This window comes from Clostridium sp. Marseille-P299, assembly GCF_900078195.1.
In the GTDB taxonomy this organism is placed as follows: domain Bacteria; phylum Bacillota; class Clostridia; order Lachnospirales; family Lachnospiraceae; genus Lachnoclostridium.
This window is the reverse complement of the sequence record NZ_FJVE01000007.1, coordinates 65,208-92,135: the sequence shown is the minus strand read 5'-3', so window position 1 is coordinate 92,135 and position 26,928 is coordinate 65,208. Positions and strand designations below refer to the sequence as shown.

At 33.4% G+C, this 26,928-nt stretch carries 24 protein-coding genes and 1 other RNA gene; all 25 read right to left on the bottom strand.

What is annotated here, in order from left to right:
• Positions 1 to 72: 72 nt before the first annotated feature.
• The 25 genes from BN4220_RS08735 to BN4220_RS08620 all read right to left on the bottom strand — a co-directional run bounded on the left by BN4220_RS08735 (position 73) and on the right by BN4220_RS08620 (position 26,852).
• Positions 73 to 966: an ABC transporter permease gene (locus BN4220_RS08735; protein WP_066715532.1), complete on the bottom strand. Its 894-nt coding sequence runs from the start codon at positions 964 to 966 to the stop codon at positions 73 to 75.
• Between the two features lie 93 nt (positions 967 to 1,059).
• On the bottom strand, positions 1,060 to 1,977 hold the full coding sequence (locus tag BN4220_RS08730) for an ABC transporter ATP-binding protein (RefSeq protein WP_066715531.1): 918 nt from the start codon (positions 1,975 to 1,977) through the stop codon (positions 1,060 to 1,062).
• On the bottom strand, positions 1,964 to 4,672 hold the full coding sequence (locus BN4220_RS08725; RefSeq protein ID WP_066715530.1) for a hypothetical protein: 2,709 nt from the start codon (positions 4,670 to 4,672) through the stop codon (positions 1,964 to 1,966). Before BN4220_RS08725 ends, BN4220_RS08730 begins: the two co-directional genes overlap by 14 nt.
• Positions 4,673 to 4,701: 29 nt before the next feature.
• A complete protein-coding gene (locus tag BN4220_RS08720; protein ID WP_066715529.1) occupies positions 4,702 to 5,910 on the bottom strand; it encodes a sensor histidine kinase in 1,209 nt (402 codons plus the stop codon).
• Between the two features lie 11 nt (positions 5,911 to 5,921).
• On the bottom strand, positions 5,922 to 6,623 hold the full coding sequence (locus tag BN4220_RS08715; protein WP_066715528.1) for a response regulator transcription factor: 702 nt from the start codon (positions 6,621 to 6,623) through the stop codon (positions 5,922 to 5,924).
• Positions 6,624 to 6,966: 343 nt separating this feature from the next.
• Positions 6,967 to 7,401, bottom strand: an RNA gene (gene rnpB, locus BN4220_RS08710) — RNase P RNA component class A.
• A gap of 149 nt (positions 7,402 to 7,550) precedes the next feature.
• Entirely contained in the window at positions 7,551 to 9,212 is a 1,662-nt protein-coding gene (locus BN4220_RS08705) for a nucleoside kinase (RefSeq protein WP_066715527.1), read from the bottom strand.
• 29 nt (positions 9,213 to 9,241) lie between these two features.
• Entirely contained in the window at positions 9,242 to 9,955 is a 714-nt protein-coding gene (locus BN4220_RS08700) for a tRNA (adenine(22)-N(1))-methyltransferase (RefSeq protein WP_066715526.1), read from the bottom strand.
• Between the two features lie 14 nt (positions 9,956 to 9,969).
• Positions 9,970 to 11,088 (bottom strand): RNA polymerase sigma factor RpoD, encoded by a 1,119-nt coding sequence (gene rpoD / locus BN4220_RS08695; protein ID WP_066715525.1) that lies wholly within the window; start codon positions 11,086 to 11,088, stop codon positions 9,970 to 9,972.
• Between the two features lie 114 nt (positions 11,089 to 11,202).
• Positions 11,203 to 12,990 (bottom strand): DNA primase, encoded by a 1,788-nt coding sequence (dnaG, locus tag BN4220_RS08690; RefSeq protein WP_066715524.1) that lies wholly within the window; start codon positions 12,988 to 12,990, stop codon positions 11,203 to 11,205.
• A 37-nt stretch (positions 12,991 to 13,027) separates the two neighbouring features.
• A complete protein-coding gene (locus BN4220_RS08685) occupies positions 13,028 to 14,047 on the bottom strand; it encodes a deoxyguanosinetriphosphate triphosphohydrolase (protein WP_066715523.1) in 1,020 nt (339 codons plus the stop codon).
• A 255-nt stretch (positions 14,048 to 14,302) separates the two neighbouring features.
• Complete coding sequence (locus BN4220_RS19785; RefSeq protein ID WP_082812237.1) at positions 14,303 to 14,449, bottom strand: FeoB-associated Cys-rich membrane protein; 147 nt, start codon at positions 14,447 to 14,449, stop codon at positions 14,303 to 14,305.
• Positions 14,450 to 14,472: 23 nt separating this feature from the next.
• Positions 14,473 to 16,524 carry a ferrous iron transport protein B gene (gene feoB, locus BN4220_RS08680; protein ID WP_066715522.1) on the bottom strand — a complete coding sequence of 684 codons (2,052 nt, stop codon included), beginning with the start codon at positions 16,522 to 16,524 and terminating at the stop codon, positions 14,473 to 14,475.
• Complete coding sequence (locus BN4220_RS08675; protein WP_066715521.1) at positions 16,521 to 16,760, bottom strand: FeoA family protein; 240 nt, start codon at positions 16,758 to 16,760, stop codon at positions 16,521 to 16,523. The genes feoB and BN4220_RS08675 overlap by 4 nt, the downstream gene beginning before the upstream one ends.
• A gap of 327 nt (positions 16,761 to 17,087) precedes the next feature.
• Complete coding sequence (locus tag BN4220_RS08670) at positions 17,088 to 17,480, bottom strand: response regulator (RefSeq protein WP_066715520.1); 393 nt, start codon at positions 17,478 to 17,480, stop codon at positions 17,088 to 17,090.
• 160 nt (positions 17,481 to 17,640) lie between these two features.
• On the bottom strand, positions 17,641 to 18,714 hold the full coding sequence (gene hisC / locus BN4220_RS08665; protein WP_066715519.1) for a histidinol-phosphate transaminase: 1,074 nt from the start codon (positions 18,712 to 18,714) through the stop codon (positions 17,641 to 17,643).
• 37 nt (positions 18,715 to 18,751) lie between these two features.
• Positions 18,752 to 19,936: a pyridoxal phosphate-dependent aminotransferase gene (locus tag BN4220_RS08660; RefSeq protein WP_066715518.1), complete on the bottom strand. Its 1,185-nt coding sequence runs from the start codon at positions 19,934 to 19,936 to the stop codon at positions 18,752 to 18,754.
• 15 nt (positions 19,937 to 19,951) lie between these two features.
• Positions 19,952 to 20,578: a cytidylate kinase-like family protein gene (locus tag BN4220_RS08655; protein ID WP_066715517.1), complete on the bottom strand. Its 627-nt coding sequence runs from the start codon at positions 20,576 to 20,578 to the stop codon at positions 19,952 to 19,954.
• 106 nt (positions 20,579 to 20,684) lie between these two features.
• A complete protein-coding gene (locus BN4220_RS08650) occupies positions 20,685 to 21,422 on the bottom strand; it encodes an ABC transporter ATP-binding protein (protein ID WP_066715516.1) in 738 nt (245 codons plus the stop codon).
• 13 nt (positions 21,423 to 21,435) lie between these two features.
• Positions 21,436 to 22,194, bottom strand: a complete 759-nt coding sequence (locus tag BN4220_RS08645; protein WP_066715515.1) for an ABC transporter ATP-binding protein — start codon at positions 22,192 to 22,194, stop codon at positions 21,436 to 21,438.
• A 2-nt stretch (positions 22,195 to 22,196) separates the two neighbouring features.
• Complete coding sequence (locus tag BN4220_RS08640) at positions 22,197 to 23,285, bottom strand: branched-chain amino acid ABC transporter permease (protein WP_347477076.1); 1,089 nt, start codon at positions 23,283 to 23,285, stop codon at positions 22,197 to 22,199.
• Between the two features lie 9 nt (positions 23,286 to 23,294).
• Positions 23,295 to 24,176: a branched-chain amino acid ABC transporter permease gene (locus BN4220_RS08635; protein WP_066715514.1), complete on the bottom strand. Its 882-nt coding sequence runs from the start codon at positions 24,174 to 24,176 to the stop codon at positions 23,295 to 23,297.
• 210 nt (positions 24,177 to 24,386) lie between these two features.
• A complete protein-coding gene (locus BN4220_RS08630) occupies positions 24,387 to 25,559 on the bottom strand; it encodes an ABC transporter substrate-binding protein (protein WP_066715513.1) in 1,173 nt (390 codons plus the stop codon).
• A 261-nt stretch (positions 25,560 to 25,820) separates the two neighbouring features.
• Entirely contained in the window at positions 25,821 to 26,129 is a 309-nt protein-coding gene (locus tag BN4220_RS08625; RefSeq protein WP_066715512.1) for a hypothetical protein, read from the bottom strand.
• 45 nt (positions 26,130 to 26,174) lie between these two features.
• The gene (locus BN4220_RS08620) at positions 26,175 to 26,852 is read right to left on the bottom strand and encodes a hydrolase (protein ID WP_066715511.1); all 678 of its coding nucleotides are present in this window, start codon (positions 26,850 to 26,852) and stop codon (positions 26,175 to 26,177) included.
• Positions 26,853 to 26,928: the final 76 nt, after the last annotated feature.

Below are 26,928 nucleotides of genomic sequence, written 5' to 3'. Positions count from 1 at the left end.
GCTACGTTAATCATTGCATTTTAAGTGTAATGTGAGGCGATGTATAAACGGCTCATTTTATCCATATATCTATTATCTCACCTTTTTTGGTCTTAGTAATCTAGATGCTCCCACTAACAATACAACTGATATAACTATTTGAACAATATAACTACATTCTACCCAATGATCCGCGATAAAATATCGAATTTGATTCCCCGCCTTCCATACAACACTCATATTACTTCCAATTCCAGTCTGTCGATTCAATAAAGATAAGAATGAAAATATTGGATTAATTAATAATACTAATACAATATCACCATATTGATTTCCCCCACTATTAATTGTCTCTAACCCTAAATTGTAAGCTTGGCCTGCATTTAGAAGATCAGCCCCAATTAAAAGTAAAGCTAAACCACCTGTAATAAATAAAACAGTCATATAGGAACACACCGTAGCTGCGGTGGTTTTTTTACATAAAGCAGAAAAAAATATCCCAATACTGCCCAGAAATATTGCAGTAACTGTAATTGATATCATAAATTCTACCAAGTCAATCAGCGTTATTCCACCAATTGAAAAAACTACCGCAACAATTGGTAAGGATGAAAAAGCCAATAAAATCATCATGCTAATAGAAGATGCTAACTTACCAACCACTATTTGTAAGGTGGTAACTTTTGTTGTTAGTAAAATTTCTAATGTTTGCTTTTCCCTCTCCCCTGAAATGCTTCCCGCAGTCATAGCAGGAATTATAACAAGGACTAAAATATATTCTACACCAATAATAATACCATAGATTTTAAGTATATCTGAGTAATCGATATGGTATCCTTTTTTCTGATTGTTATTGAATATCAAAAAAAGAGCAAACAAACCAAACACGGCCAATAAAGCATTGTAAAAGAATAACATTAATGCAGTTTTACTCATTCTTGCATTTTGCTTTAATTCTTTTTTGTAAATCGGATTGATTCGTAACATAATGTTCCTCTTTTCTTGGATAAATTAAATTTTTATTTTATTCTGCCTTAAAACTCTTTTCATTCTTTTTTTCTATGCTGTCTATAAACACTTCTATTCTTCTGTCAATTGTAGAAAAATTGTCTCAAGATTGCTTTCCTGTCTCCTAAATTCAGAAACTCGAGCTCCTGACATAATTAAATCTGCTAATATCTCAGACTCTTTTTCTGAATTACCATTGAAACCAAAAGAAATATTGGAATCTCGAATCGCTATATTAGTAACAAGAGGATTTGTCTTCAGCATTTTCATCGCAACATCGATTCCTTGGGTGAGTTTCATGAGAATTGGTGTTGCTTTATATTGCATCGTCATAACCTCTTCCATAGAACCAGATATGACCATCTTTCCTTTATCAATAATTCCTATATTAGTACACATTTCAGCCAACTCTGGAAGTACGTGAGAGCTAATAATAATTGTAGTCCCTTCAACTGCAAGCTTTTTAAGGATATCTTGCATTTCCATTCTTGCTCTTGGCTCCATACCAGATGCTGGTTCATCAAGTATCAATAACTTTGGTTTATGGATTAAGGTCCTTGCTAAGCATAGTTTTTGCTTCATCCCTCTGGATAATCCATCTACATAGTCATTTTTCTTTTCTATCAGGCCAACTAAATGAAGTAAGCTTTCAATGGTTTTAGCTGAACTTTTACGGTTTAAATCATAAGTAGATGCAAAGAATTCCATATATTCAATAACCTTAAGGTTATCATACACTCCAAAAAAATCTGGCATATATCCAATGGACTGCTTTAAATATTTAGGGTTATCCAAAATGTCTATACCATCAAGAATTATTTGGCCTCGATCAGCTGTTAATAAACCAGATATTATTTTCATAGTTGTAGTTTTTCCAGCTCCATTTGGACCAACAAATCCATATAATTGCCCTTGCTTTATTTCTAAGTTCAATCCATTTAACGCCTTGAAACTCCCATAACTTTTTTCCAAGTCCTTAATTATTAGCATTTGGTATCTCCTTGTAATATGAAATATACGGTAGGATTGCTATTTCATCTGCCATTGTGCCATTTTCGTACTTTATTCGAATACGATTATGACTAGTTAAATAATCACCTAAAGGATTACCTGTAATCTTTTGCACCTTTAATTTAGAATTTACTTCCTCAACATCATTAAACTTAAATACTAAATCGTATTCATTTGTCACATTATTATAGAAATACACATTCTCACATATCGAAGAGGTGTCCTTTCCTTCTATTGTTTGATTAAATTGTGGACTTGCATATATTCCTGTTATAATATCATCACTAGGTAGATAATAATCTACAATCAATGATTTCGTTAACATATAGCGATACTGTGGAATATACTGCATATTTCCTCCAACAATACTCATATAAGCATCCATATTGACTACAAATTCTTGATTTTCCATTTCATTTTTCACATCAATTGGTACTAAGAGCACGTTCGTTCCATAGCTACCTTTATTTAAAGATAGTTCATAGAATGGATTCTGCTGCTCTAATTGATTTGTGATTGAAATGAAATACGAAGCATTTCCTTCATCTTGCAATTCTTCAATTACTGAGCGTATTGTTTGAACCTTGCGATTTGAATTTGGTGAAATATTTTTATTTTCATCATATTGAAGTAAATTATCTAAAGTTTCCGAATAATATAACATCTCCGAACTCATTAGAATTTCAGAGGGATATTCCTCAATATTAACGCTTTCACCACTTTCAAGTTCTCCTAATGTGATTAAGATTCCATTGGTATAAACATAAGACTCCTCTATATCTTGATCTGAAATATTAGCCAAAGTACCTGTAATATTTTGTTCGTTAATTGAAATCGCTCCATCAATGACTGGTTCACTTGCATATTCATAAGTGGTTTCGAAAAAACTATTAGAAAATGCAGGTTTATCTGCTGTCTCTAAGATCACTTTATTATTTAAATAAGTGATACCTGTATGATACACTGACATATCTAAATACGTATCTTTCACCTTACTCTTATCCGTAGAATATAATGAATATGGTGGAAAATTGGTATTTGCTATGTTAATTGTCTTAATGTTCTCTACGCTTATCCTACTATCATTATTCGTTGGAAATGATAATCGTAAAGTCAAATCACCTGCTACCTTTTTTCCCTCAGTATCATACCTATTTATAGCCAAATACCCAATATAGGGATTTGTAATACGAGTTTTAAATCCAGCCCCATAAATAAGCATAACAAACCCGATAGACAGGACAGGAACAATTCCCCATAAGTACTTAGTTTTATCAAAACGTTTTAAAATCAAATAAATCACAGGGCCAATTAATACGACGTAAATCATTAAAAGAGCCATAAATGCCCCTATACTTGGTAAATCACTATTGTTAGAAATATTGACAACATTCATCAATCCATCATAACTTCCGTAACTCTCCATTTCTAATTTTCCTTGGTATCCAGAAGTTAAATTGTTATAAATAATATTTGCAAGTTCTATGTAGCTTGTATGGATTTTTCCATTTTCAGCTTCCTTCTTTGATATTCCAATATCAAAAGAGGATATCAGGATATGCCCTTTCCCATATACTGATTTTTGAAGTAAAACTACATCTTCTTCCGTAAGAATACTGCTAGCATTTTTCACTGTAAAATTTGCTATTTCTTTCTTAGTGGATTGTATTTTTAATTGACTTAAAAGAGTATCCCCCATCATAGAGTCACCAATATAAATATCACTTGAATCGATTGAATTATTTGCACTTCTCTCTTCTAATCTTGCTAAAATATTGATACGATTGTTCTCATATGAGCTAATCAATTCAAGCAATTGGGAGAAAGATTCCTTATTGGCTATTTTTATAGTCTGGGTGACCGTTTGAATTGAATTTAAATCTTCTACACTGCTTACACCTTGAATTTTTACCATCTCATTTTGTAAGAATGCAGCCATATTTTTATAAAGTGATTTTCCAGTTCCTACTACAAGGGTTCCACCGTTAGAAACATATTCCTTGAGTGCCTGAAACTGTGAAGTACTTAAACGATTCGAATCAAAGTCATTAAGCACAATAACATCTAAGATATCAAGTCCATCCTTATCATTTGGAAAATTACTTTCATCTAGATAATAACACTTACTGCCAAAAGCATTCAAATACGACAAATCACTCGACAAATCGCTTAAAATTCCCACTAATTTATAGGGGCCGAAGTTCATTACATTGAAGGAATTTACCTTTTCTACAACTGTATTACCACTTGCATCTATAAGTGCTACCTTTAAGTTTTTTACTTCATTAATCATTGGTATCTTTAAGTCTGTATACGTAGTCTTACCAGTATCTAACTGTAACTCTTTACTATAATTTGCATTCTCATTTTTACTATCACCAAAAACAAAACTCAGTTTATAGTTGCCGGATAAACTTCTGCTTGTAACACTCGTTGAAATCAAAACATTTCTACCATATCTAGCTTGTTGATTCATACCGTATTGTACTGTAATACGGACATCTTCAGATTCAATAATAATTTCATCATTTGTAATCTTTTTATCTTGTGAAAGCATAGCATATGCTTTCCATTCGTTTATTCTTAAACTAGGAGATATTATTAGAAAAATTAACAAGATAATACTTATAGTAATACGTATACTATTATTCATATTATGAATCTTATTTCTCATATAACTCTCCTTTCCAAGTGTTGACTTCTTTATCCTTGAACAGTCTCTCTTAGTGGTAATTTAACCTCAAACACAGTTCCGTTAAAATCACTTTTCGCTGTTATGCTTCCTTTATGCAAACCTATGATACTTTTTGCAATTGCTAATCCTAGACCTGTTCCTCCAAATCCTTCATTTCTAGAATTCTCAACACGATAAAATTTATTAAATATATTTGTTAATTCTTTCTTTGGTATTAATATTCCAAAGTTTGTGATTGAAACGGATACATCATTCTCATTTTTTTGTATTCGAATGATTATATTTTTACCTGAACTACCATATTTAATTGCATTTCCTATTAAATTTGCAAAAGCTCTTGCTAATAAATCGCCATCTGCATAAATTAATATGGAATTATCACTGGTTGTATACTCGCATTGCAATTCATTCTCCATAAAACTAGGATAAAATTCATCAATTAACTGTTCTAACATTTTTACGATATCTACTTCCACACTTTGCATCCTAACCTCACCAAACTCTAAGTTAGTATAGGAAAATAGATCACCAATTAATTTTTCTAATCGTTTTGATTTATTAAATGCAATATCAATATATTTTAATTTACTCTCTTCATCCAGACTTTTATTAAGAACTAAATCTAAGTACCCAATAATTGAAGTTAAAGGTGTTCTTAAATCATGTGCTACATTTGTAATTAGCTCATTTTTTGTATTCTCTACGTTTCGTTCACTTTCAATAATATTCTTTATATTTGAAGCCATGATGTTCAGATTTTTAGCAATATCAGTGAGCTCATCCTGGTCTTTTATTTCTATTCTTGTATCAAAATTACCTTTGGATAGTTCATTGATTCCATATCCAATTTGAGTAATATACGTACTTATTTTTTTTGTTAAAATCAAAAAATATAAAACAAATAAAACAACTGCAGTGAAAATTGCCATAATAACAATAAACACTAACATCGGCTGACTAAACTCTTGACTGCTTATAGGTAATCCATCCATGCTATTCATAAATCCATTGGTATAATTTCCATAATTATTCTTAGACATATATGGCATTAAATCTTCTTTTTGTTCCGTGTAAACTATATTTTTTGAATATAGGCCTTGATAAATAAGGTATCCAATGCCAAAAATGGAACCTTCGGTTAATAGGGCAAAAATCATGCTAATAAGACAGTATAGAATTATTTTAAAACGAAAACTACGAAAAATACTTTTGTCCATACTCACACCTTCTACTTTTCTATCTTATACCCTACACCCCAGACCGTTTTAATAATCTCAGCATTTCTGGAGTTTACTTCAATTTTTTCGCGAATACGTCGTATATGTACCATTACCGTATTGTTTGCCTCATACATCTTTTCATTCCAGACACGTTCAAATATTTCATCGGTACTAAACACACGACCTGCATTGGAAGCAAGTAGATATAATATCTGAAACTCAATTGGAGTCAATCTTACTTCTTTACCGTATGCAAGAACCTTATGGGTTTCTTTATTTATTACAAGATGACTCACTGAAATTTCTTTTTCAGCCTTGTCATCGGAATTATTCTTATTAAATTTCGTGTATCGCCGTAATTGTGATTTTACTCGGGCAGTTAGTTCAAGTGGATTAAATGGTTTTATAACATAATCATCCGCTCCAGTACCAAGCCCTATTATTTTATCCAAATCAGTAGATTTAGCACTTAACATTATAATTGGTATCGTGCTTTGCTCACGAATCACCCTACACATACTTAGCCCATCCATTCCAGGCATCATAATATCTAAGATAACTAGTTTTATTTCTTCCTTCTCTAGAATTTCTAGACCTTCTTTCGCACTATATGCTTTATAAACACGGTAACCATCACCAACTAAATGTATTTCAACAAGTTCCGCAATCTCTTTATCATCATCAACAACCAAGATACTAATCTGTTCCATACTCTACCTCCATGTGCCTGATTAAAAACATAGGGTGTAATTCTTCTATTGCCTATGCTCTTTACATATCACACCATGTCTTTTCAAATTGAGTTTCTAACTATTATCCAAAATAAGCAATTTTATATTAACATATTATAGAACCTTAGTCCTTACTTTTTTCTTACAAATGCCAGGTCAAATCTTTTCCAAATATTAAGAAATTGTTGCTTTTTTGTCTTATAACAAAAAAAAGCATCTTTTTTAGTTAGCAATCATTGCTTTTTGGAAATTACATTGCTGCAATTGCAATTCTGCAATCGCTTTAAATGCATTCCTATACTAAAAAAAGATACTTAAAGCATGTATGAGTAGTACTGTAAGCCGGGTTCTGTATCAGATGATCATCTATCTTGACTGTATGTTACCATACAGCTCCTTTGAGAATAGCTACTCTAATAGCGAAAAAAATTCGCTTATACCTTTCGCTACTGGAGTAGCTATTCTCAAAACGCGACCTACCTAGGAGCACGACGGGCCGCCGTATCGCTCCCCGCATGAACAAAAGCTCATACACGTTTGGTCTTGCTTCGAGTGGGGTTTACACAGCCTTTCCTGTTACCAGGAAAGCGGTGGTCTCTTACACCGCCATTCCACCCTTACCTATCAACAAGTTGATAGGCGGTTTATTTTCTGTTGCACTGGCCTTAGAGTCGCCTCCACCGGACGTTATCCGGCACCCTGCCCTATGAAGCCCGGACTTTCCTCACCAATATGGCGCGATCATCTGTACTACTCATTTGACATGCAAACGTTATTCTAACATACAATTCTATTGTTGTAAATATAAAAACATTTACAAAATTGTTACTTACTAAAATTTTTATATTAAAATATTTATATTAGGATTTTAAATTATAACTCCTTAATAAACAAATGGTTTATAAATTAAACTTTAAAGCAACTACCACCTACAAACTCTCGGATAATAGAATTCTTTGGTATGTCTTCGGTACTAACACCAAGAAAATAATCTAAGAACTTAAGTAAACGCTTTGCCTCTAAATATTCTTTACAATCACAAGGGATTCCAAATAAAATAGGTTCTGCATATTGCTTTAAAGCAGAAAGTTCATAAATAAGTGCTGAATTAAACATACAATCTGCATTCTCTTGAAATGGAAATATATTTTCTTCTTCCCCTCTTCGAACCGATGGCCACATAGCGATTGTTTCTCTAGCCGAGGTTCCCCTTGTTCTAGCATCACGAACCATACGTCGTATCAATCTACCATCCGTTGTTGATATACGATTGTGCTCATCAATATTTAACTGAGTAAGTGCACTAATATAGATTCTAAATTTACTTTCCTTTGGTAATGCATATGAAAGTTCATCATTTAAACCGTGAATTCCCTCAATAACTAAAATATCTTCTGCTCCAAGAGTCTTAAAATTACCTTTATACTCTCTCTTTCCAGTTTTAAAGTTAAAGCTAGGAATCTCAACGGTTTTACCTTCTAGTAAATCCTTCATATCCTTATTAAATTGTTTTACATCAATGGCATGTAATGACTCGAAATTATAATTTCCAAATTCGTCTTTTGGCGTATTTTCGCGATTTACAAAGTAATCATCCACTGCAATTGGATGTGGCTTAAAACCAAGGGTTCGTAATTGTATTGATAATCGATGAGAAAATGTTGTCTTACCTGAAGAAGATGGTCCGGCAATCATAATAAATTTCTTTCCGCCAGCTGATTTAATTTGCTCTGCAATTTCAGCAATTCTCTTTTCCATCAATGCTTCTTGAATTAAGATAATATCATTCATATTACCTTTTGTAATTTCTTCATTTAATGCTCCGACAGTTTCAATCTCCATCGTCCTACCCCAACGATTGGCTATTTGCAATGTATTAAATAAATTTGGGCGCTGTTCAAACGTAGGAACTTTCTTCGGGTTATTAATGTTCGGTAACAATAATATAAAACCATCATGATAGGAGAATAAATCAAAGTATTTTAACATCCCCGTAGATGGAGGCATATACCCATAGTAATAATCTTCAAACCCATCTAAGTTATAAATATTAGCTTTTGAAACTCTTCGAAAACGAAATAATTTCTCTTTGTCATGCATACGATACTTTCGAAACAATTCAACTGCTTCATGGGTAGAAATTGATCGTTTGGTAAATGGTAAATCTTTCGCAATTAAGCGTTCCATTTCAAGTTTTACTTCCTGAATAATATGTTCCGTAAGTTTATCTTCCCCATCAAGTTCGCAATAAATACCCGATCCTATGGAATGTTCCACACGAACCTTTTCAATTCGTTCCCGGTCTAAAACCCGATAAATAGCACGTAGCATAACAAGAATCATACCACGTTTATATGTTTTTAAACCAATTTCCTCCGCTGTTGTAATAAACTCTAATGTACAATCTTCTTTAACCGTTTTAAATAATTCTCTTAATCTACCATTCTTAAGCACCAAAATAATATCATTTTCATAATTTTGTTGGTACTCCTTGCTGATTTCTAAAAATGATGTTCCCTTTTCATACTCTTTTGTAACACCATTTACTGTAACCTTAACTAAACCCATTACGTCCTCCATGCTTTTTTAGACATATTCTAGTTTGATACATTCATTTCATGGTAATAAGACAGTGCTTTCATTAAATCACGAATTTCATCTGTAAGGCTTTCTATACGTAATTTTGCATTTGCACTATCCTCAGATTCAAGTTTTTCTTTAATAGACAATGCTTTATCATACTCTTTTTTAAGAAATTCTTCTAATACTTTATTTTTATTTTCAAGTAAATACTTTCCGTATTTTAATTCTACTAAGTTAAGACTTTCTTCTTGTCTACCTTTAACTGCATGCATTGCTGTATAGAATTTTCCATCCTCTTTACACATAGCTTCTTCCACTATTGTAAAATTAATAGTATGTAGATACTGTCTCACCTTATCTAATTCCGATTGTACCTGCAGAACTAGTTCAGTTGCACATTCCACACTCTCTTTTCCTTCCGATAATATCTTGATTGCTAACGATCCACCCATTCCAGCAATTACGATTGTATCTACCTTATCTGGTTTTAACTTTTGCAATCCATTGGATAATCTGGTTTCTATGCGATCAGATAAATTATATGAAGCAATATTAACTTTCGCTTTTTCTAAAGGCCCTTTATTAACATCAAGTGCATACGTCCTTTTTGCTATTTCATTAAGTACTAAATATATAGAAATGTATGCGTGATCGCAGCCTACATCAGCGACCACACTTCCCTTTCTCACAAAATTTGTTACCATAAGTAACCGTTTTGATAATTGCATTCAGTCAATCCCTTCTAGTCTAAATAATCCTTTAATTTTCTTGAGCGACTTGGATGTCTTAACTTACGCAAAGCTTTCGCTTCAATCTGACGAATACGTTCTCTCGTTACATTAAACTCTTTTCCTACTTCTTCTAATGTACGAGCTCTTCCATCGTCTAATCCAAATCGTAAACGAAGTACCTTCTGTTCACGATCTGTAAGTGTTCCTAGTACCTCCATTAATTGTTCCTTTAATAAGGTAAATGCTGCTGCCTCTGCTGGCACTGGCACGTTATCATCCTGAATAAAATCACCTAAATGGCTATCTTCTTCCTCACCAATTGGTGTCTCTAAAGATACTGGTTCCTGTGATATTTTTTGGATTTCACGTACTCTTTCTACTGGAAGATTCATTTCTTTTGCAACTTCTTCTGGAAATGGTTCTCTTCCAAGTTCTTGTAATAATTGTCGCTGCACACGAATTAATTTATTTATTGTTTCTACCATATGAACTGGAATACGAATTGTTCTTGCCTGATCAGCAATTGCTCTTGTTATCGCTTGTCTAATCCACCAGGTAGCATAGGTACTAAACTTAAATCCTTTACGATAATCAAACTTTTCAACAGCTTTAATAAGTCCAAGATTTCCTTCTTGGATTAAGTCTAGAAATTGCATACCACGACCTACATATCGTTTTGCAATACTTACAACTAATCGTAGATTAGCCTCTGCTAAACGCTTTTTCGCTTCTTTGTCTCCTTGTTCCATTCTTCTTGATAGAACAGTCTCCTCGTCAGCGCTTAATAATGGTACTTTACCAATTTCCTTTAAATACATACGAACTGGGTCTTCAATACCAATTCCTTCTGGAACGGATAAATCAATCTTAGAAATATCCTCTTCTTCCTCTTCAATAAGCGCAAGGTCCTCTACATCCACCTCATCTACTTCTTCTAATTCAGGAACACGTAACACATCAACATTATTTGCCTCTAAGAACTCATAGATACGCTCAACTTGCTCTGCATCAATTTCAACATCACTAAAGAAATCATTTATTTCATCATATTCTAATTCATTCTTTTTTTTCTTTGCGTAAGCTAATAATTCCTTAAGCTTTTCATGAAATTTTGATATATTCTCATCCATAAATAGCGTCCTTCCTTCTTTTTCTGAATGTTATTCTTGTTAACAATTGCTTAAATTATACTTACTTTTGTAATCCCAACCACCATGAGCTTATCGTATCTATCTTCTCACAGTTTAACCAGCATTTAAAGAACTATGCAATTTGTCAAGGTCTCGTTGTTGTATGATAATATTTTGTAAAGCCATGATATCATTATTCTCAATGGCATTTTTATAACTAAGATCTAAACTAGCTTTTTTTACTCTTACTACTGTATCGGCAAAAAGTTTTCTTTTCTCAATATCGTTCATCTCTAAACGTATTTGTGTCGAGAATAATTCTGCAACTAATGTCTGTTCCTCCTTACTTTCAAAATAATTAATTATCTTCGCTGGGGTTACTTGATGTTCTTCATTATATTGTAAAAAGACCATAGCGGCTACCTTACGATAGAAATCTGTAGTAAAGTCCTCTGGCCCGATACATCCTTTTAATTTCTCAAATGTACTCACATCATCAATTAGCCAGGTTAAGAGAATTTTTTGAGAAGTTAACATGCCTTCCTCTGGCTTTACCTTTTTATTGGCATTTTCTTTCTCTCTTTCCTTCGTCTCCCTAGCTACAGAAACGATTGACTCGCTAGCACCATAACGATTCACTAATTTTCTTAGATTATCAAAACTGATATTATACTTTTTTGATAATGCTTCAATATAATTATTACGCTCAAGCTCTTCTGTAAAAACAAGCAACTTTTTAGCCATTTCATTAAAAAATCTCGTTTTTTGCTCAGGATCTTCTAATTCATAATCTCTTTGTAACACTTCTATTTCAAATAGAAAACTATTCATTGCGTTATCAATACGTTTTTGATATTCCTCTGCTCCAAGAGCTTTAATAAATTCATCTGGATCCTTATATGGACTCATATTAACTATTTTCGTGGAAATTCCAGCTTCCTTTAAAATAGGAATTGCACGAAGTGCCGCTTTCACCCCTGCACCGTCGCTATCATAAGTAAGTATAGCTTCGTTTGTATATCTTGATAATAATTTTGCCTGCTGTGGAGTAAAGGCCGTTCCAAGAGAAGCAACTGCATTGGTAAATCCTGCTTGATGCAAAGATATTACATCCATATAGCCTTCGCAGATTAACATATAAGCCTTTCTTGATTGCCTAGCAAAGTTTAATCCATAAAGATTTCTACTTTTATCAAATACTTTCGTTTCTGGAGAATTAAGATATTTCGGATTTCCATCTCCCATAACTCGTCCACCAAAAGCAATTACTTTATTATTACTATCCATAATTGGAAACATAGCACGGTTCCAAAACTTATCGTAAACTCCTTTTTCCTCCATTGTAAAAAGACCTGATTGCCTCAATATATCATCTTCATATCCTAAACTCTTCATATATTGATACAAATCGTCTGAAAATGGATTTGAATAACCCAAACCAAATTTTGAAATGGTCTCATCACTTAGCCCTCTATCTTTTAAATAACCATAGGCATGTCCACCATTCTTACCTTTTAATTGATAATAATAATATTTTGCTGCTTCCTTATTGATCTCTAATAATCGCCCCTTTAAATCTGCAGCTTGTTTTGCCTCTTTTGAATATTCAATTTCTGGAAGTTTAACACCTGCACGATCTGATAAACTCTTCAGTGCTTCGACAAATGTATAATTTTCATATTCCATTAAGAATGTAAACACATTCCCTCCAACACCGCAGCCAAAACAATGATACATCTGCTTTGAACCACTTACGGAAAATGAAGGGGATTTCTCATTATGAAATGGACATAAGCCCATGTAATTACTGCCTTTTTTCTGCAGTTTTACATAAGATCCAATGACGTCTACAATATCATTTCTTGTTCTAACTTCTTCAACAATTTCCTCTGGATAATACATACTATCTCCAACCTTCTAAATTACTCTATAGATTTATCTAATAAACCTCCCAAAAGGTAGGTATCATTATTTCTTTGTATTTAATAACAGCATATCGATCTGTCATACCTGCAATATAATCACAAACAACTCTACTTGCAGGCTCTCCTTTTTCAAATATCATAAAGCGATATTCTTCTGGCAAACACTCCAAATGATCATTATAATAAGTAAACAATTGCTCAATCATTTTTTCAGCCTTCGCTTCTTGGCCTTTTGCAACTGGGTTTGTATATACACTACGAAACATATATTTACGCAACATCATCATTGCATTCTCTACCTCTTTTGACATTAATATATCATTTTTACCTTCACTATGAATTACTATGTCATGAATTAGAGTATCCAAACGTTTTTTTGAGTTATGCCCAAGAATATTGGTAAACTCTTCTGGAATTTCTTCTTCCTTAATTATTTTTCCACGAATTGCATCATCGATATCATGGTTAATATAAGCAATTTTGTCAGATAACCTTACTACTTTACCTTCTAAGGTACTTGGATTTCCTGCTGTTTGATGATTTAAAATACCATCTCTAACTTCCTTCGTAAGATTTAACCCCTCTCCATGCTTTTCTAAAAGTTCAACTGCTCGTATGCTCTGCAAGTGATGTTGAAACCCTCCTTCACATACGCGATTTAGAGCACGTTCCCCCGCATGTCCAAAGGGTGTATGCCCAAGGTCATGTCCAAGTGCAATCGCCTCGGTTAAATCCTCATTCAAACGTAATGCTTTTGCAATGGTTCTAGCGTTTTGAGAAACTTCCAGCGTATGAGTCATTCTAGTACGATAATGGTCTCCCTCAGGTGCTAAAAATACCTGTGTTTTTCCTTTTAGCCTACGAAATGCTTTGGAATGAAGAATTCGATCCCGATCCCTTTGATAAGCGGGTCTTATATCACATGGTTCTTCAGGAAAATCTCTTCCTAATGTACTATCACTAAAGGATGCATATTGACTCAAATAATCATGCTCCAAACGTTCTAGTTTCTGCCTAATGTTTAACTTCTCCATATTACCAGATCATCTCCCTTCGTTTTACCATACCCTCCAAACTTCTTGCTAGAATCAAAAATTAACTTATAAAAAGTTGCTCTTATTACTATTATTCTGCAAATCTTGCTGAAATCCTTTTTTAGAATAGAGAAATGATAGGACAAAACATTTATGTCTTCGTTTCCTATTATTTAAAAAAGAGCTGTTGTAAATAGCATTTCATATTTTGAGTAATAAAATGCTTTTTACAACAGCTTAATTCAATTTTAATAATTAATCAATTTTTTTATGACAACTTGATGCACAATCGCTGCACCCACAGCTACAAAACTTCCCATTTTTCATGTCTTTTACCTTTTTACGAATTACCACTCCTGCATAAGCAGCTATGATAATTCCAATCACTATAGTTGCTACCATTGTCTTCATCCTTTCTATCAAGCTTAGAAAAATAAACTTCCTACTTGAAACACTAATGTCGCTGCTAACCATGCAACAACTAATTGGAATAAAACTGTAAATAACGTCCATTTTACAGACTTCAACTCTCTTTTAACCACAGCGATCGTAGCTACACATGGAGTATATAGTAGACAAAAAATCATAATAGAATACGCGTTCAAAGCTCCAAATCCACTACCATGTAATACGTCCACTAAACTATTCATTCCACTTGCTGAGTTAATATTAGCAATGCCAAATAATACACTAAAACTAGAAACTACTACTTCTTTTGCTGCAAGCCCTGAAATAAGAGCAACTGCAATTTGCCATAGACCTAATCCTGCTGGTACTAACAATGGAGCGATCCACCTTCCAAGTGTGGCTCCAAAGCTAATAGACATATCGTCTACCTTTCCACTAACTCCAAAATTAAGAATGAACCATATAATGATGGAGGCAATAAAAATTGTTGTTCCGGCCTTTGTTAAATAGTCTTTTACTTTATCCCATACATAGATTGCGATTGTACGAAGATTTGGAGTTTTATATTCCGGTAACTCAATTAATAGTGGCTTCATCTGGCTTTTCCTACTAATTTTATTCATAATAAAAGCGACTAAGATTGCTATGACAAAACCAATGAGATACATAGAAAATGCCGCAAACATTGCATTTTCTTTAAAAAACATCTGCGAGAATAAAACGTATATCGGTAATCTTGCACTACAGGACATAAATGGTGTAACTAGTATGGTTCTTCTTCGGTCTCGCATATCTTCTAATGCCCTTGAAGCCATAACTGCTGGTACCGTACAACCAAATCCTAAAATCATAGGAATAAACGCTCTACCAGACAAACCAAGATGTCCCATAATTCCATCCATTACATACGCAACTCGAGACATATATCCGCTATCCTCTAGGAAGGCCAATGCTAAAAATAATATAAAGATATTAGGTAAAAATGTTAAAATACCACCGACACCAGCTACAATACCATCAATAATCAGTGAAGTAAGTACTTCATTTGTATGTAGGGACACCAGTCCTTGCAACAAAGCATCTGAAAATTTTTCAAGTCCAAATTCAAATCCACCTTTTAACATATCACCAACCGTAAAGGTTAAGAAAAACACAATTCCCATAATACCTAAGAAAATTGGTAGGCCTAAAAATTGATTCGTTAAAATCTTATCTACTTTGTCTGTAGCCGCTGCCTTTTTATTCTTATTTACAAGGCATTCCTCAATAATTTCTTCTATAAAATCATACTTTTGTTGAATGATATCATTTTCATAACTTCTATCTGCTATGTCTTGAATATCAATCTTACATAACTCCAAAATTTCTTCATCATGTTCTAGAAGTTTTATTGCATACCAACGATAATTCTCAGTTTCAAAACCTGCATTGATTAAACGATCAGTAATTTCATCAATTTTATCTTCAATTTCATCGGAATAAACCATCGTGTATTCATTATGATGTTCGTGAACATGTTTACTATCATTAGACAATTTTGGATGTTGATGTTCTATATTTAAAGGTTTCCACTTCTCTTTATGATGAGCAATTGTATGCATTAAGATATCAAGTCCAGTGCGTTTTCTTGCGGATACAGGAATACATGGAATTCCTAACATCTCTGGTAATCGATGCAAATCAATTTCCATTCCTCTTTCCTCTACGATATCCATCATATTAAGAGCTAGAACTACTGGTTTTCCAAGTTCAATTAATTGCAAGGTGAGATATAGGTTGCGCTCTAAACAAGAAGCATCTGCAACATCCACAATCACATCGACTTCGGAATCTAGAATAAATTGCCTAGATAGTTTTTCTTCCATTGTATATGAAGTCAAACTATAAATACCTGGCAAATCAACTAACTTAAATCTATGATTATGGTATTTCATAGCACCTTCTTTTTTCTCTACGGTTACGCCTGGCCAATTGGCAACCTTTAATTTTGCACCTGTATATGCATTAAATAATGTAGTCTTTCCACAATTCGGGTTACCAATGAAACCAACTTGTAATTCTTCCCTCATCGGCTTACCTTCCTTTCATCTTCCTTAACATTGATTGCCTCGGCGATATCTTTTCCAACTGCAAGTCTAGTACCTCTTACATGGAAAATAACAGATCCCCCTCGTTTGTTATTTAAAATATGTATTCTTGTTCCATCGGTTAATCCCAATGCCTTTAAACGAACCATGGTTGCCTGCTCAAGGTCCATATCCTCTACAATATAGTCTCTATCTACCTTGCACTCTCGTAATGTCATGTCTAACTCACCTTCTTGTTCACTTTTTGATAATAATTATCATTAACAACCGAATTATAATACCTCCAAATGATTCTGTCAATATAATTTCCAAAGTTTGATTAGAATGAACAAGGTATGTTATAGGACAAATTCGTGCAGCTGCACATTCTTAGCAGCGCAAAAAAACTTTTCATTTGGTGACTAAGAACCTAAGCAATCCCCAAATGAAAAGTTTCGTAACTTTTTCTATATAAAAAACCGTCGGCAACAACTCACAGCATCATCGATCTAATCATGACTAGAATTATCATCAACAGTTTTCCACTATATGTATTTAATTATATACTAAATCATTTCTAGCTTTTTTAAAACATTTTCAAATTTTTGTTGGTCAATAGGTTTTCCTGCATAGGCAACACAACCAAGCTCAAAAGCTTTTTGAACATTTCTACCTTCACTTAGGGCAGTCGTCATAATAATTTTACATTGCGTTGATTCAGGAATGCCATTTTCTTTTTCAATATCACGAATTGCCTTTAACGTTTGATATCCATCTAGAACCGGCATCATAATATCTAAGCAAATCAAATCATAACCTTCATTCGCCTCAAGTGCCATTGTAAAAGCATCCACAGCTTCCATACCATCCACAGTAACATCACATTCGCCATACTTTGCTAAAAACCGTAACATGAATTTTCTGCTTGCAAAATCATCTTCAGCAATAAGTATTCTCATGAAATCTCCTCCTTTAGTAGCAATTATATAGTTCTTCTTTACACCTTTTCCTATTATAACGGATTGGAAATTAAATTTCTAGTCTTTTCCCACAATTATCCATAATTTTAAAGTTTTTGTATTATTCTTTTACTGGTAATTATCTATTACTACTAAAAGTCTATTTTAACTTATAATAATTTTCACAATATTGCTTTACAAAATCAATAAACACTTGCATTTGTTTGTATGTGCCAATTGTTACTCTTAAATAATTATCAATTCTTGGTTTATCAAAGTAACGCACAAAGATACCTTGTTCACGTAGTGCTAAAAATAAGTCTTTTGCATTGATATCCTTGTGTGTAATGAATAAAAAATTGGTTTTTGAGTCTGGAAAAAGAAATCCTAACTTTTTCAATTCCTCTTTTACATATTCCCTTGTTTCAATTATCTTTTCAATGCACTGATAAAAATAACTAGTATCACGTACTGCTTCTGTACCAAATAGAATTGAGATTTGATTCATCGTATACGAATTATATGAAGATTTTACATCATTTAAAGCCTTTATAAGATCTTTATTGCCTATGGCATATCCAATTCTCATGCCCGCCATAGACCTTGATTTTGAAAATGTTTGAATCACTAATAAATTTTCATACTTCTTTGTTAAACTTATTGCAGATTCTGCCCCAAAATCCACATAGGCTTCATCTACAATAACGATAACATCTTGGTTATGAATTAAAATATCCTCAATTACCTCTATTCCTTCTGCAATGGATGTAGGCGCATTTGGATTCGCTATAACAACTCCGCCATTTTCCTTATAATAATCCTCTTTACGAATTCTAAACTCCTGATCAAGTGCTGGTCGCTCATATGGAATTCTATATAAATCCGCCCAAACATCATAAAATGAATAAGTAATATCGGGAAATAAAATTGGTTTCTTTGAATTGAAGAAGGTCAAAAAAGCCATTGCAATTACGTCATCCGATCCAACGCCTACAAATACATTTTCATCATTTACCTGATAAAAATTAGCTAGCTCTTTTACCAAGGCTTTCGCATCTGGATCTGGATAAAGTCGTAATACATCCGTATCTATCTGTGTTAGCATATTCCTGATTGCAGGTGCTGGTGGATAAGGATTTTCATTTGTATTTAATTTTATCATATTAGAAAGATTTGGCTGTTCTCCTGGTACATAAGGAGAAACTCTTCTTATATTACTTTCCCAAGCTCGCATGACTACCTCCTGTCAATTCAAAGATTAGACTATTATGTTATTTATACTCCCTTGCTAATTTTTCAAAACTAGTAAGGGAACGTTTTATCATATCATAATCAACACAGTAAGCAATTCTACAATAACCTGGACATCCAAAGGAGGATCCTGGAACAATTAATAAATTATATTTCTTTGCCTTCTGTGAAAATGCTACATCATCATCTTCAAAGCTCTTTATGAATAAGTAGAATGCACCTTGTGGTTTTATACATTCAAAACCATAGCTAACTAGAGCATCATACAAAAGTTCACGATTTTTATTATAAACTTCTACGTCTACTTCTTCATCAATACAACAAGCAACAACACGCTGTGTTAATGAAGGAGCATTTACAAAGCCTAAAATTCGATTCGCCACGTTTGCAGCCCCTATAACATCTGTTGCGTCATCCACTTCATCTGGAATAACTAAATATCCAATTCTCTCTCCTGGTAAAGATAAAGATTTACTAAAAGAATAGCCTACAATCGTGTTTTTATAATACTTTGTCAAATAAGGTACTTTAATTCCGTCATAAACAAGTTCACGATATGGTTCATCCGAAATAAGATAAATGGATGTTTTAAACTCTTCTTGCTTCTTATTTAAAATTTCTGCAAGTTTTAATATAGTCTCTTCGGAATAAACTACACCGGTTGGATTATTGGGCGTATTTACAATGACAGCTTTCGTATTCTTAGTTATGGCTTTCTCAAACTCAATTAAATTCGGTTGAAAATCTACAGTGTTTGGTGGAACAACAACTAACTTCCCATCATAATTGCTTACATAACTGCGATATTCTCCGAAATACGGAGCAAATACAATAACTTCTTCCATTGGATTTAACAACGTCTTTAATATTACATTTAGACCACCTGCAGCACCAACTGTCATAATTAAATTCTCTTTATGGAAGTTCGTTTGAAACTTTTTGTTTAATGAATTTGCTATTGTCTCCCTTACATCCTCATAGCCAGCATTATTCATATAGCCATGAACAAGATTCTGAGATTCATTTTTTAGTATATTAATATAAGCTTCACGTATCTTTTCTGGTGGCTCTACACTTGGATTACCTAAACTAAAATCAAAAACATTTTCAGCACCATAAATCTTTGCCATATTCTTTCCTTCTTCAAACATAGCACGAATCACGGAACTACCTTTTACTAAGTCAACCATTTTATTAGCTATCATTGTAACCTCCTAATTCTAGCCTCTCTTCATTCGAATATTCATATAGTCAATTACGATATCAACACATTTCTCGAATCCTAATTTACTACTATTAAGGCATAAATCATAATTTGCAGCATTTGTCCAATCTCGTCCGGTGTAATATTTATAATATTCTGCTCTATGAGTATCGATTGAAGTAATTTTTTTCTTAATCTCGTCTTCAGAAAGAGAACTCATCCCTTTTAATGTCTCAACGCAATCCTCAAATGGCGCATGGACAAATATTTTAATAACATTGTCATAATCCTTAAGAACATAGTCTGCACATCTTCCGACGATAACGCAAGATTCCGCTGCAGCAATTTCTTTAATTACCTTCGCTTGATACTGAAATAAATTGTCATTTGAAACAAAATCATCACTGTCTGGAGGGATTAATTCGCCTTTATAAGTCTTTTTAGCAATTCGAAATAATAGACTTTTCTTAAGCTTTTCATCTGCCTTTACAAATAACTCTTCATTAATTCCACTCTCATCTGAGGCAAGTCGCATCAATTCTCTGTCATAATAATGAACGCCTAAACGTTCTGCAAGCATCTTTCCAATGGTTCTACCGCCACTTCCGTATCCTCTTGCAATAGTAATCACAAAATTATTCATACTAACCTCTTTCTGCAATTATAAATTCTACATAAACATCAAGTCTTGTGTTTGTGCGAATTTAGAATTACTTATTATATTTAAATTGATATATTATTTGTATCGTTTACTCACCCAAATAAGCTTTCTTTACAGAATCATTATCCATTAATTCTTTTGCATCTCCTTGTAATACAATATTACCTGTTTCAAGTACGTATGCACGATTGGCAATGGACAATGCCTTTTTCGCATTTTGCTCTACTAAAAGTACTGTTGTTCCACTTTTACTAATCTCTTCAATGATATTAAAGATTTCAGAAACAAAAAGAGGAGACAATCCCATGGAAGGCTCATCTAATAATAAAATTTTTGGATGTGACATTAAAGCACGCCCCATCGCTAACATTTGTTGCTCTCCACCAGATAAGGTACCTGCAATTTGTTTCTTTCTTTCCTGTAATCTTGGGAAACGCTTATATATCATTTTAAGAGTATCTTCCATCTCTTTTTTATCATTTCTTGTATAGGCACCCATAATTAAATTATCGTATACCGATAACTCTGCAAAGATTCTTCTTCCTTCTGGAACATGGGCCATACCATATGAAACAATTTTATGTGCCGGAGTTTTTCTCAAATCAATTTTTTCTGTTGTTCCATTTTTCATCGTTGCATCAAATAGAATGCTTCCTTCTTTTGCAGGAACCAAACCTGTAATGGTATGCAAAATAGTAGTTTTTCCAGCACCATTTGCACCAATGAGTGCAATAACTTCGCCTTCATTAACTTCAAAGGAAATTCCTTTAATGGCTTGAATCATTCCATAAGACACTTTCAAATCATTTATTTCTAACATTGCCATTTGTCATTTCCTCCTATTCTCCAAGATATGCGGTAACTACTTGAGGATTATTTAGTACTTCATTCGTTTTACCATGAGCTAAAACTCTACCAAAATTAAGTACCGTTAATTCCTCACAGATTCCAGATACTAATTTCATATCATGTTCAATTAAAAGTATCGTCATATCAAATTCATCTCTTACAAAACGTATGGTCTCCATAAGTTCTATTGTTTCATTTGGATTCATACCTGCTGCCGGTTCGTCTAAAAGTAAAAGCTTAGGGCTTGTAGCCAATGCTCTTGCAATTTCTAATTTTCTTTGCTTACCATATGGTAAATTAGACGCTAATAAATCTGCTTCTTTCTCTAAATCAAATACTTTTAGTAATTCCATAGCGCGAGCTTCAATCTCTTTTTCTTTCTTAAAGAATTTTGGTAATCGTAAAATACCAGTTGCTGCAGAATAGGAATATTGATTGTGTAAACCAACACTTACATTTTCAAGGACTGTTAAGTTAGAAAAGAGACGAATGTTCTGGAAAGTTCTTGCGATACCTGCTAGGTTAATATCTGTCGTTTTCATACCAACGATATCCTTCCCATCTAAAATGATTCTACCATCGGTTGGCTTATAAACTCCAGTCAAAAGATTAAAGATTGTCGTCTTTCCAGCACCATTTGGCCCAATTAAACCATATAATTGTCCCTTTTTAATTTCAACACTAAAATCATCTACAGCTCTAAGTCCACCGAAGGAAATTCCTAAGTTTCTAACCTCTAATAATGCCATAATTACTTAGCCTCCTTCGTTTGATTTTTTGCTCTTTTAAGCTTTCCAAAAAGCATGTTGCGATATTCTACAGCTTTTGGATTATTACTTATTATCATTGTAACAATTAAAACAATCGCATAAATAAGCATACGATATTCACTTAAACCACGTAATAATTCTGGTAATAATGTTAAAATAACCGCTGCTATAATGGAGCCACGAATATTTCCAATTCCACCAAGTACAACAAATACAAGAATCATAATTGACATATTGTAACCAAAATTCTTTGGAGAAGCTGTAAGTGTAGAAAGATTATGAGAATATAGTACTCCAGCAACACCTGCTAAGGAAGCAGAAATAGAAAATGCCATTAGCTTATATTTTGTAATATTGATTCCTACAGATTCTGCTGCTATACGATTATCACGAATTGACATAATCGCTCTACCAGAACGAGAATTAATTAAGTTGTTAACAATAAACAATGTAATTAAAACTAAAATAATACCGATAGTAAACGTAGCATCCTTTGGTGTACCAGTAATTCCTTGTGCTCCCTTTATTATGATCTGTCCATCTGACTCTAAATTTAAAGAAGCAGCATCTTTTAATGAGAAATGAAGACCTTTACTATCAACACCCAAATAGATTACATTCATTAAATTCTTAATAATCTCACCAAACGCTAGTGTTACGATTGCAAGGTAATCTCCTTTTAATCTTAATACTGGAATACCGATTAAAATACCAAAAATAGCAGCAACGATGGCACCAATTAAAATTGCTAGAAAAAAACGTACTCCTGATACTGGAATAACATCTTTCATGCATTTTGAAAAAACGGATCCTGCAAAAGCACCAACACACATAAAACCAGCATGACCTAAACTTAACTCACCTAATATACCAACCGTTAAATTTAGAGATATTGCTAATATTACATAGATACATAATGGCACTAAAATACCCTTCATCAAGTTAGACATCATGCCAGCAGACATCAAAATTTGAACAATTATAAACGCGATTAAAACCATTCCATATGTAATTAGATTACTTTTTAATTTCTTATTCATCTTTTTTATATTGATTGTTTTCATGCCCATACTTCATACCTACACTTTCTCTTGAATATTCTTGCCTAAAATACCAGTAGGTTTCACCAAAAGCACAACAATTAATACTGCAAATACAATTGCATCTGCCAACTGTGAAGATATATAAGCTTTGCTAAGAATTTCAATAATACCAAGTAAAATACCACCGATAAACGCTCCTGGAATGGAACCAATGCCACCAAATACTGCAGCAACGAATGCTTTAATACCTGGCATTGCTCCAGTATAAGGAGTTAAGGAAGGATATGCAGAACATAATAACACACCCGCTACTGCTGCAAGTGCAGAACCAATTGCAAAGGTAATAGCAATTGTGCTATTTACATTAACCCCCATTAACTGAGCTGCTCCTTTATCCTCTGATACCGCTAACATTGCACGACCAATTTTAGAATATTTAATAAATGCAGTTAATACCACCATAATTACGATACATGAAATAACCGTTACAATTGTTTCACCAGAAATAGTAAGAGCTCCATTTGCTAGTTTAATAGGCGCTAAGGTAACTACTGAAGTAAATGCCTTTGTATTTGCACCATAGATAAGTAATGCAACATTTTGTAGAAAATAACTAACACCAATGGCAGTAATTAATACTGCTAGTTTAGATGCTTGTCTAAGTGGCTTATAAGCGATACGCTCCACTGTTACACCTAATATTGTACAAACACAAACTGATATTATAATTCCAAGAACTGGTGGTAATCCCATTGTACTCACCGTTGAAAAAACAACAAATCCCCCTACCATGATGACATCACCATGTGCAAAGTTAAGCATTTTTGCTATACCATAGACCATTGTATATCCAAGTGCAATAATTGCATAAACACTGCCCAGGCTGATACCATTAATTAAATAAGATATAAAACTCATATCAACACCTCACATCAATTGTTACGTAAATTTCGTTGCATCACTTTTTTATTAAAGTAAAGTTTTCACACTATTATAGCACAGAAGCAAAGTGTTAACAAGATTTTTCCATTTTGGAAAAGTTACTCGTGTTAACTTGCTTTTAATAATGTAAAAAAGAGGGCTATCCATTTGGACAACCCTCCGTGGGTTTAAACATATTCGTTCATATTACATTGCTGTATAAGCGCCATCAACGATTTTAACAGCTTTTGGAGCTTTATTTGGCTCTCCATCTACAGTCCATGTCATATTCTCACCAGTTACACCATCAATTTCTATTTCAGTCATAGATACCTTTAATGCATCACAAATATCAGAAGCACTCATATCTGGAGTTACGCCAGCTTTTTCAATAGCAGCTTTTATTGCATATACACCATCATATCCATCAGCTGCAAACTGATTAGGAATTTCATTATAAGCATTCTTGAACGCAGAAACGAAATTCTTAGTTAATTCATCTTCTGCATCTGCTGCGAAAGGAGTTAATAACATTACGTCTTCTGCAAGTGCTAAATCAAAATTTTCTACTGCTAAAATTCCGTCAAGTCCATCACATCCAAAGAACATTGGTTCATATCCCATGCCATTTGCTTGTGTAAGAATGAGTGCTGCTTCTGTATAATAAATTGGAAGAAATACTAATTCCGCACCAGATTCCTTCGCCTTTTGTAACTGAACAGAGAAATCTGTTTTACTATCTGCTGTAAATGCTTCCGCTGCTACAACTTCAATTCCTTGATTTTTAGATTCACTTAAAAATTTCTCATAAACACCAGAAGAATATACATCAGAACTATCATAAATAACAGCTACTTTTGTTGCTAACTTATGTTCACCTATGTACTGTGCAGATTTCAAACCTTGATCAGGGTCTGAGAAACACACACGGAATGCATTTGCACCTGCAATACATTCTACTGCAGATCCAGATGGTGTTAATAAAAACATATTATCTACTTCTGCCTCAGCAGCTACAGCTACACATGGAGTAGAAGTTACTGTTCCTAAAAGCATCTGCATTCCCCAGTCTTTTAGCGTATTATATGCATTCACAGATTTTTCTGGATCATTTTCATCATCCTGAAAATTCAATTCTAATTTCACACCGTTTACACCGCCGGCTTTATTAATTTCGTCAACAGCTAATTGTGCACCATTCTTTACTGCTTGACCATAAACTGCTGTTCCCGTAGTTGTAGGACCAATCGCCCCAATTTTAAATACACCATTACCACTAGATCCAGTGCTATCAGATTTGGTTCCACAACCAACAAGTGTTGTCAATGTAAGAGTAAGCGCAAGACCAAGTCCAGCATATTTTTTCAATTTCTTTTTCATCGTTTTCTCCTCTTTTCCTCTTCATTTAATAAAACACATCCCCCTATGTCACTCACACAGTAAACCGTTAAAGCGTCATAGCTATAAATTAAGGCGTTATGTAAGATGTCAAAGTTAACATTTCATCTTCAGAACGCCTTTATTCTTGGATATATAATACTATTCACTTTTTTATTTGTCAACATGATTTCGGAGTAATGCGTTATCACATTAAATTGACTACGAAAACAGACTAAAATTAATCTATTTCATTTTGACTTACTAATAACTGCCTAGTTCTCCACCACATTTATCGCAGTATTCTAAGCCTTCTAGGGTAATTCCTCCACAGTCAGGGCACACAATTTTTTCAGGTAGAATCTCACGTTCTACTATTTCATACTCTGGCTCGTTACCTAAATTCATCTCATTAAAATTACTTGCCTCTTGCTCTTTTGTTTCATTTGGCGTATTCGTTTTAATATAAGTTTCAACTTGGCTTAGTTTCGGTGCTACTACAGGCTTTTCAATCTCTTTTATATCAATTTGTTTTTTTGGAAATACCTTTAACAACTTATTAATAAGTGGCATAATCATCATCCTTATACATGCTTAATTGTAGGTAAAACTATATCTTTATAAAATATCTTCTTCTTGTCGATACTTATTCATCATTCCTTTAAATATTTCTCCACTTGTTGGAGGGGTAAAAGTGATTGCGTTTGCCCCAGCCTCAATTGTTCTTAGTATCGATTCTTCTGTTGGTCCTCCAGTTGCAATAATTGGAACACTCGGAAACTTCTTTCTTATACTCTTCACAATCTCAATTGTGTTAGAAGCTCCTGATACATTAAGAATATCTGCTCCAGCCTTTAAACGTTCTTCAATATCTGTACGCTCTGAAATCACAGTTATTACAATTGGAATATCAATCTTATCCCTAAGTCTACGAATTGTTTCATTTGGAGTCGGAGCATTTAAAACAATCCCCATAGCACCTTGAAATTCAGCATCCTCTGCTAGTCCAATCACACGTTTTCCTGTTGTGGTTCCACCGCCAACTCCACAAAAAACAGGTACATCCGAGCAACTAATAATTGAATGTGTAATAATGGGTTGAGGAGTAAATGGATAAACTGCTATTACCGCATTTGCATTGCAGTTTCTTATTATTGCAACATCTGTTGAGAATACAATGGATTGAATTAACTTTCCAAAGATCCGTATTCCACTCACTTGATTTATTGCTGCTGGTACACGAACCATATGCTTTCTTAAATTACCATCAATCTCTGGTACAATACCTTTTGCCATATAAAACCTCCTATCTATATTCTCTTATAAATTGTTTAAACTATAACACTGTATCAATTATACAAGAGGAATAACC

Coding starts and splice junctions, on each gene's coding strand:
- BN4220_RS08735 (WP_066715532.1), bottom strand. CDS start 966: ATGTTACGAATCAATCCGATTTACAAAAAAGAATTAAAGCAAAATGCA.
- BN4220_RS08730 (WP_066715531.1), bottom strand. CDS start 1,977: ATGCTAATAATTAAGGACTTGGAAAAAAGTTATGGGAGTTTCAAGGCG.
- BN4220_RS08725 (WP_066715530.1), bottom strand. CDS start 4,672: ATGAGAAATAAGATTCATAATATGAATAATAGTATACGTATTACTATA.
- BN4220_RS08720 (WP_066715529.1), bottom strand. CDS start 5,910: ATGGACAAAAGTATTTTTCGTAGTTTTCGTTTTAAAATAATTCTATAC.
- BN4220_RS08715 (WP_066715528.1), bottom strand. CDS start 6,623: ATGGAACAGATTAGTATCTTGGTTGTTGATGATGATAAAGAGATTGCG.
- BN4220_RS08705 (WP_066715527.1), bottom strand. CDS start 9,212: ATGGGTTTAGTTAAGGTTACAGTAAATGGTGTTACAAAAGAGTATGAA.
- BN4220_RS08700 (WP_066715526.1), bottom strand. CDS start 9,955: ATGCAATTATCAAAACGGTTACTTATGGTAACAAATTTTGTGAGAAAG.
- rpoD (WP_066715525.1), bottom strand. CDS start 11,088: ATGGATGAGAATATATCAAAATTTCATGAAAAGCTTAAGGAATTATTA.
- dnaG (WP_066715524.1), bottom strand. CDS start 12,990: ATGTATTATCCAGAGGAAATTGTTGAAGAAGTTAGAACAAGAAATGAT.
- BN4220_RS08685 (WP_066715523.1), bottom strand. CDS start 14,047: ATGGAGAAGTTAAACATTAGGCAGAAACTAGAACGTTTGGAGCATGAT.
- BN4220_RS19785 (WP_082812237.1), bottom strand. CDS start 14,449: ATGGTAGCAACTATAGTGATTGGAATTATCATAGCTGCTTATGCAGGA.
- feoB (WP_066715522.1), bottom strand. CDS start 16,524: ATGAGGGAAGAATTACAAGTTGGTTTCATTGGTAACCCGAATTGTGGA.
- BN4220_RS08675 (WP_066715521.1), bottom strand. CDS start 16,760: ATGACATTACGAGAGTGCAAGGTAGATAGAGACTATATTGTAGAGGAT.
- BN4220_RS08670 (WP_066715520.1), bottom strand. CDS start 17,480: ATGAGAATACTTATTGCTGAAGATGATTTTGCAAGCAGAAAATTCATG.
- hisC (WP_066715519.1), bottom strand. CDS start 18,714: ATGCGAGCTTGGGAAAGTAATATAAGAAGAGTTTCTCCTTATGTACCA.
- BN4220_RS08660 (WP_066715518.1), bottom strand. CDS start 19,936: ATGATAGCTAATAAAATGGTTGACTTAGTAAAAGGTAGTTCCGTGATT.
- BN4220_RS08655 (WP_066715517.1), bottom strand. CDS start 20,578: ATGAATAATTTTGTGATTACTATTGCAAGAGGATACGGAAGTGGCGGT.
- BN4220_RS08650 (WP_066715516.1), bottom strand. CDS start 21,422: ATGGCAATGTTAGAAATAAATGATTTGAAAGTGTCTTATGGAATGATT.
- BN4220_RS08645 (WP_066715515.1), bottom strand. CDS start 22,194: ATGGCATTATTAGAGGTTAGAAACTTAGGAATTTCCTTCGGTGGACTT.
- BN4220_RS08640 (WP_347477076.1), bottom strand. CDS start 23,285: ATGGGCATGAAAACAATCAATATAAAAAAGATGAATAAGAAATTAAAA.
- BN4220_RS08635 (WP_066715514.1), bottom strand. CDS start 24,176: ATGAGTTTTATATCTTATTTAATTAATGGTATCAGCCTGGGCAGTGTT.
- BN4220_RS08630 (WP_066715513.1), bottom strand. CDS start 25,559: ATGAAAAAGAAATTGAAAAAATATGCTGGACTTGGTCTTGCGCTTACT.
- BN4220_RS08625 (WP_066715512.1), bottom strand. CDS start 26,129: ATGCCACTTATTAATAAGTTGTTAAAGGTATTTCCAAAAAAACAAATT.
- BN4220_RS08620 (WP_066715511.1), bottom strand. CDS start 26,852: ATGGCAAAAGGTATTGTACCAGAGATTGATGGTAATTTAAGAAAGCAT.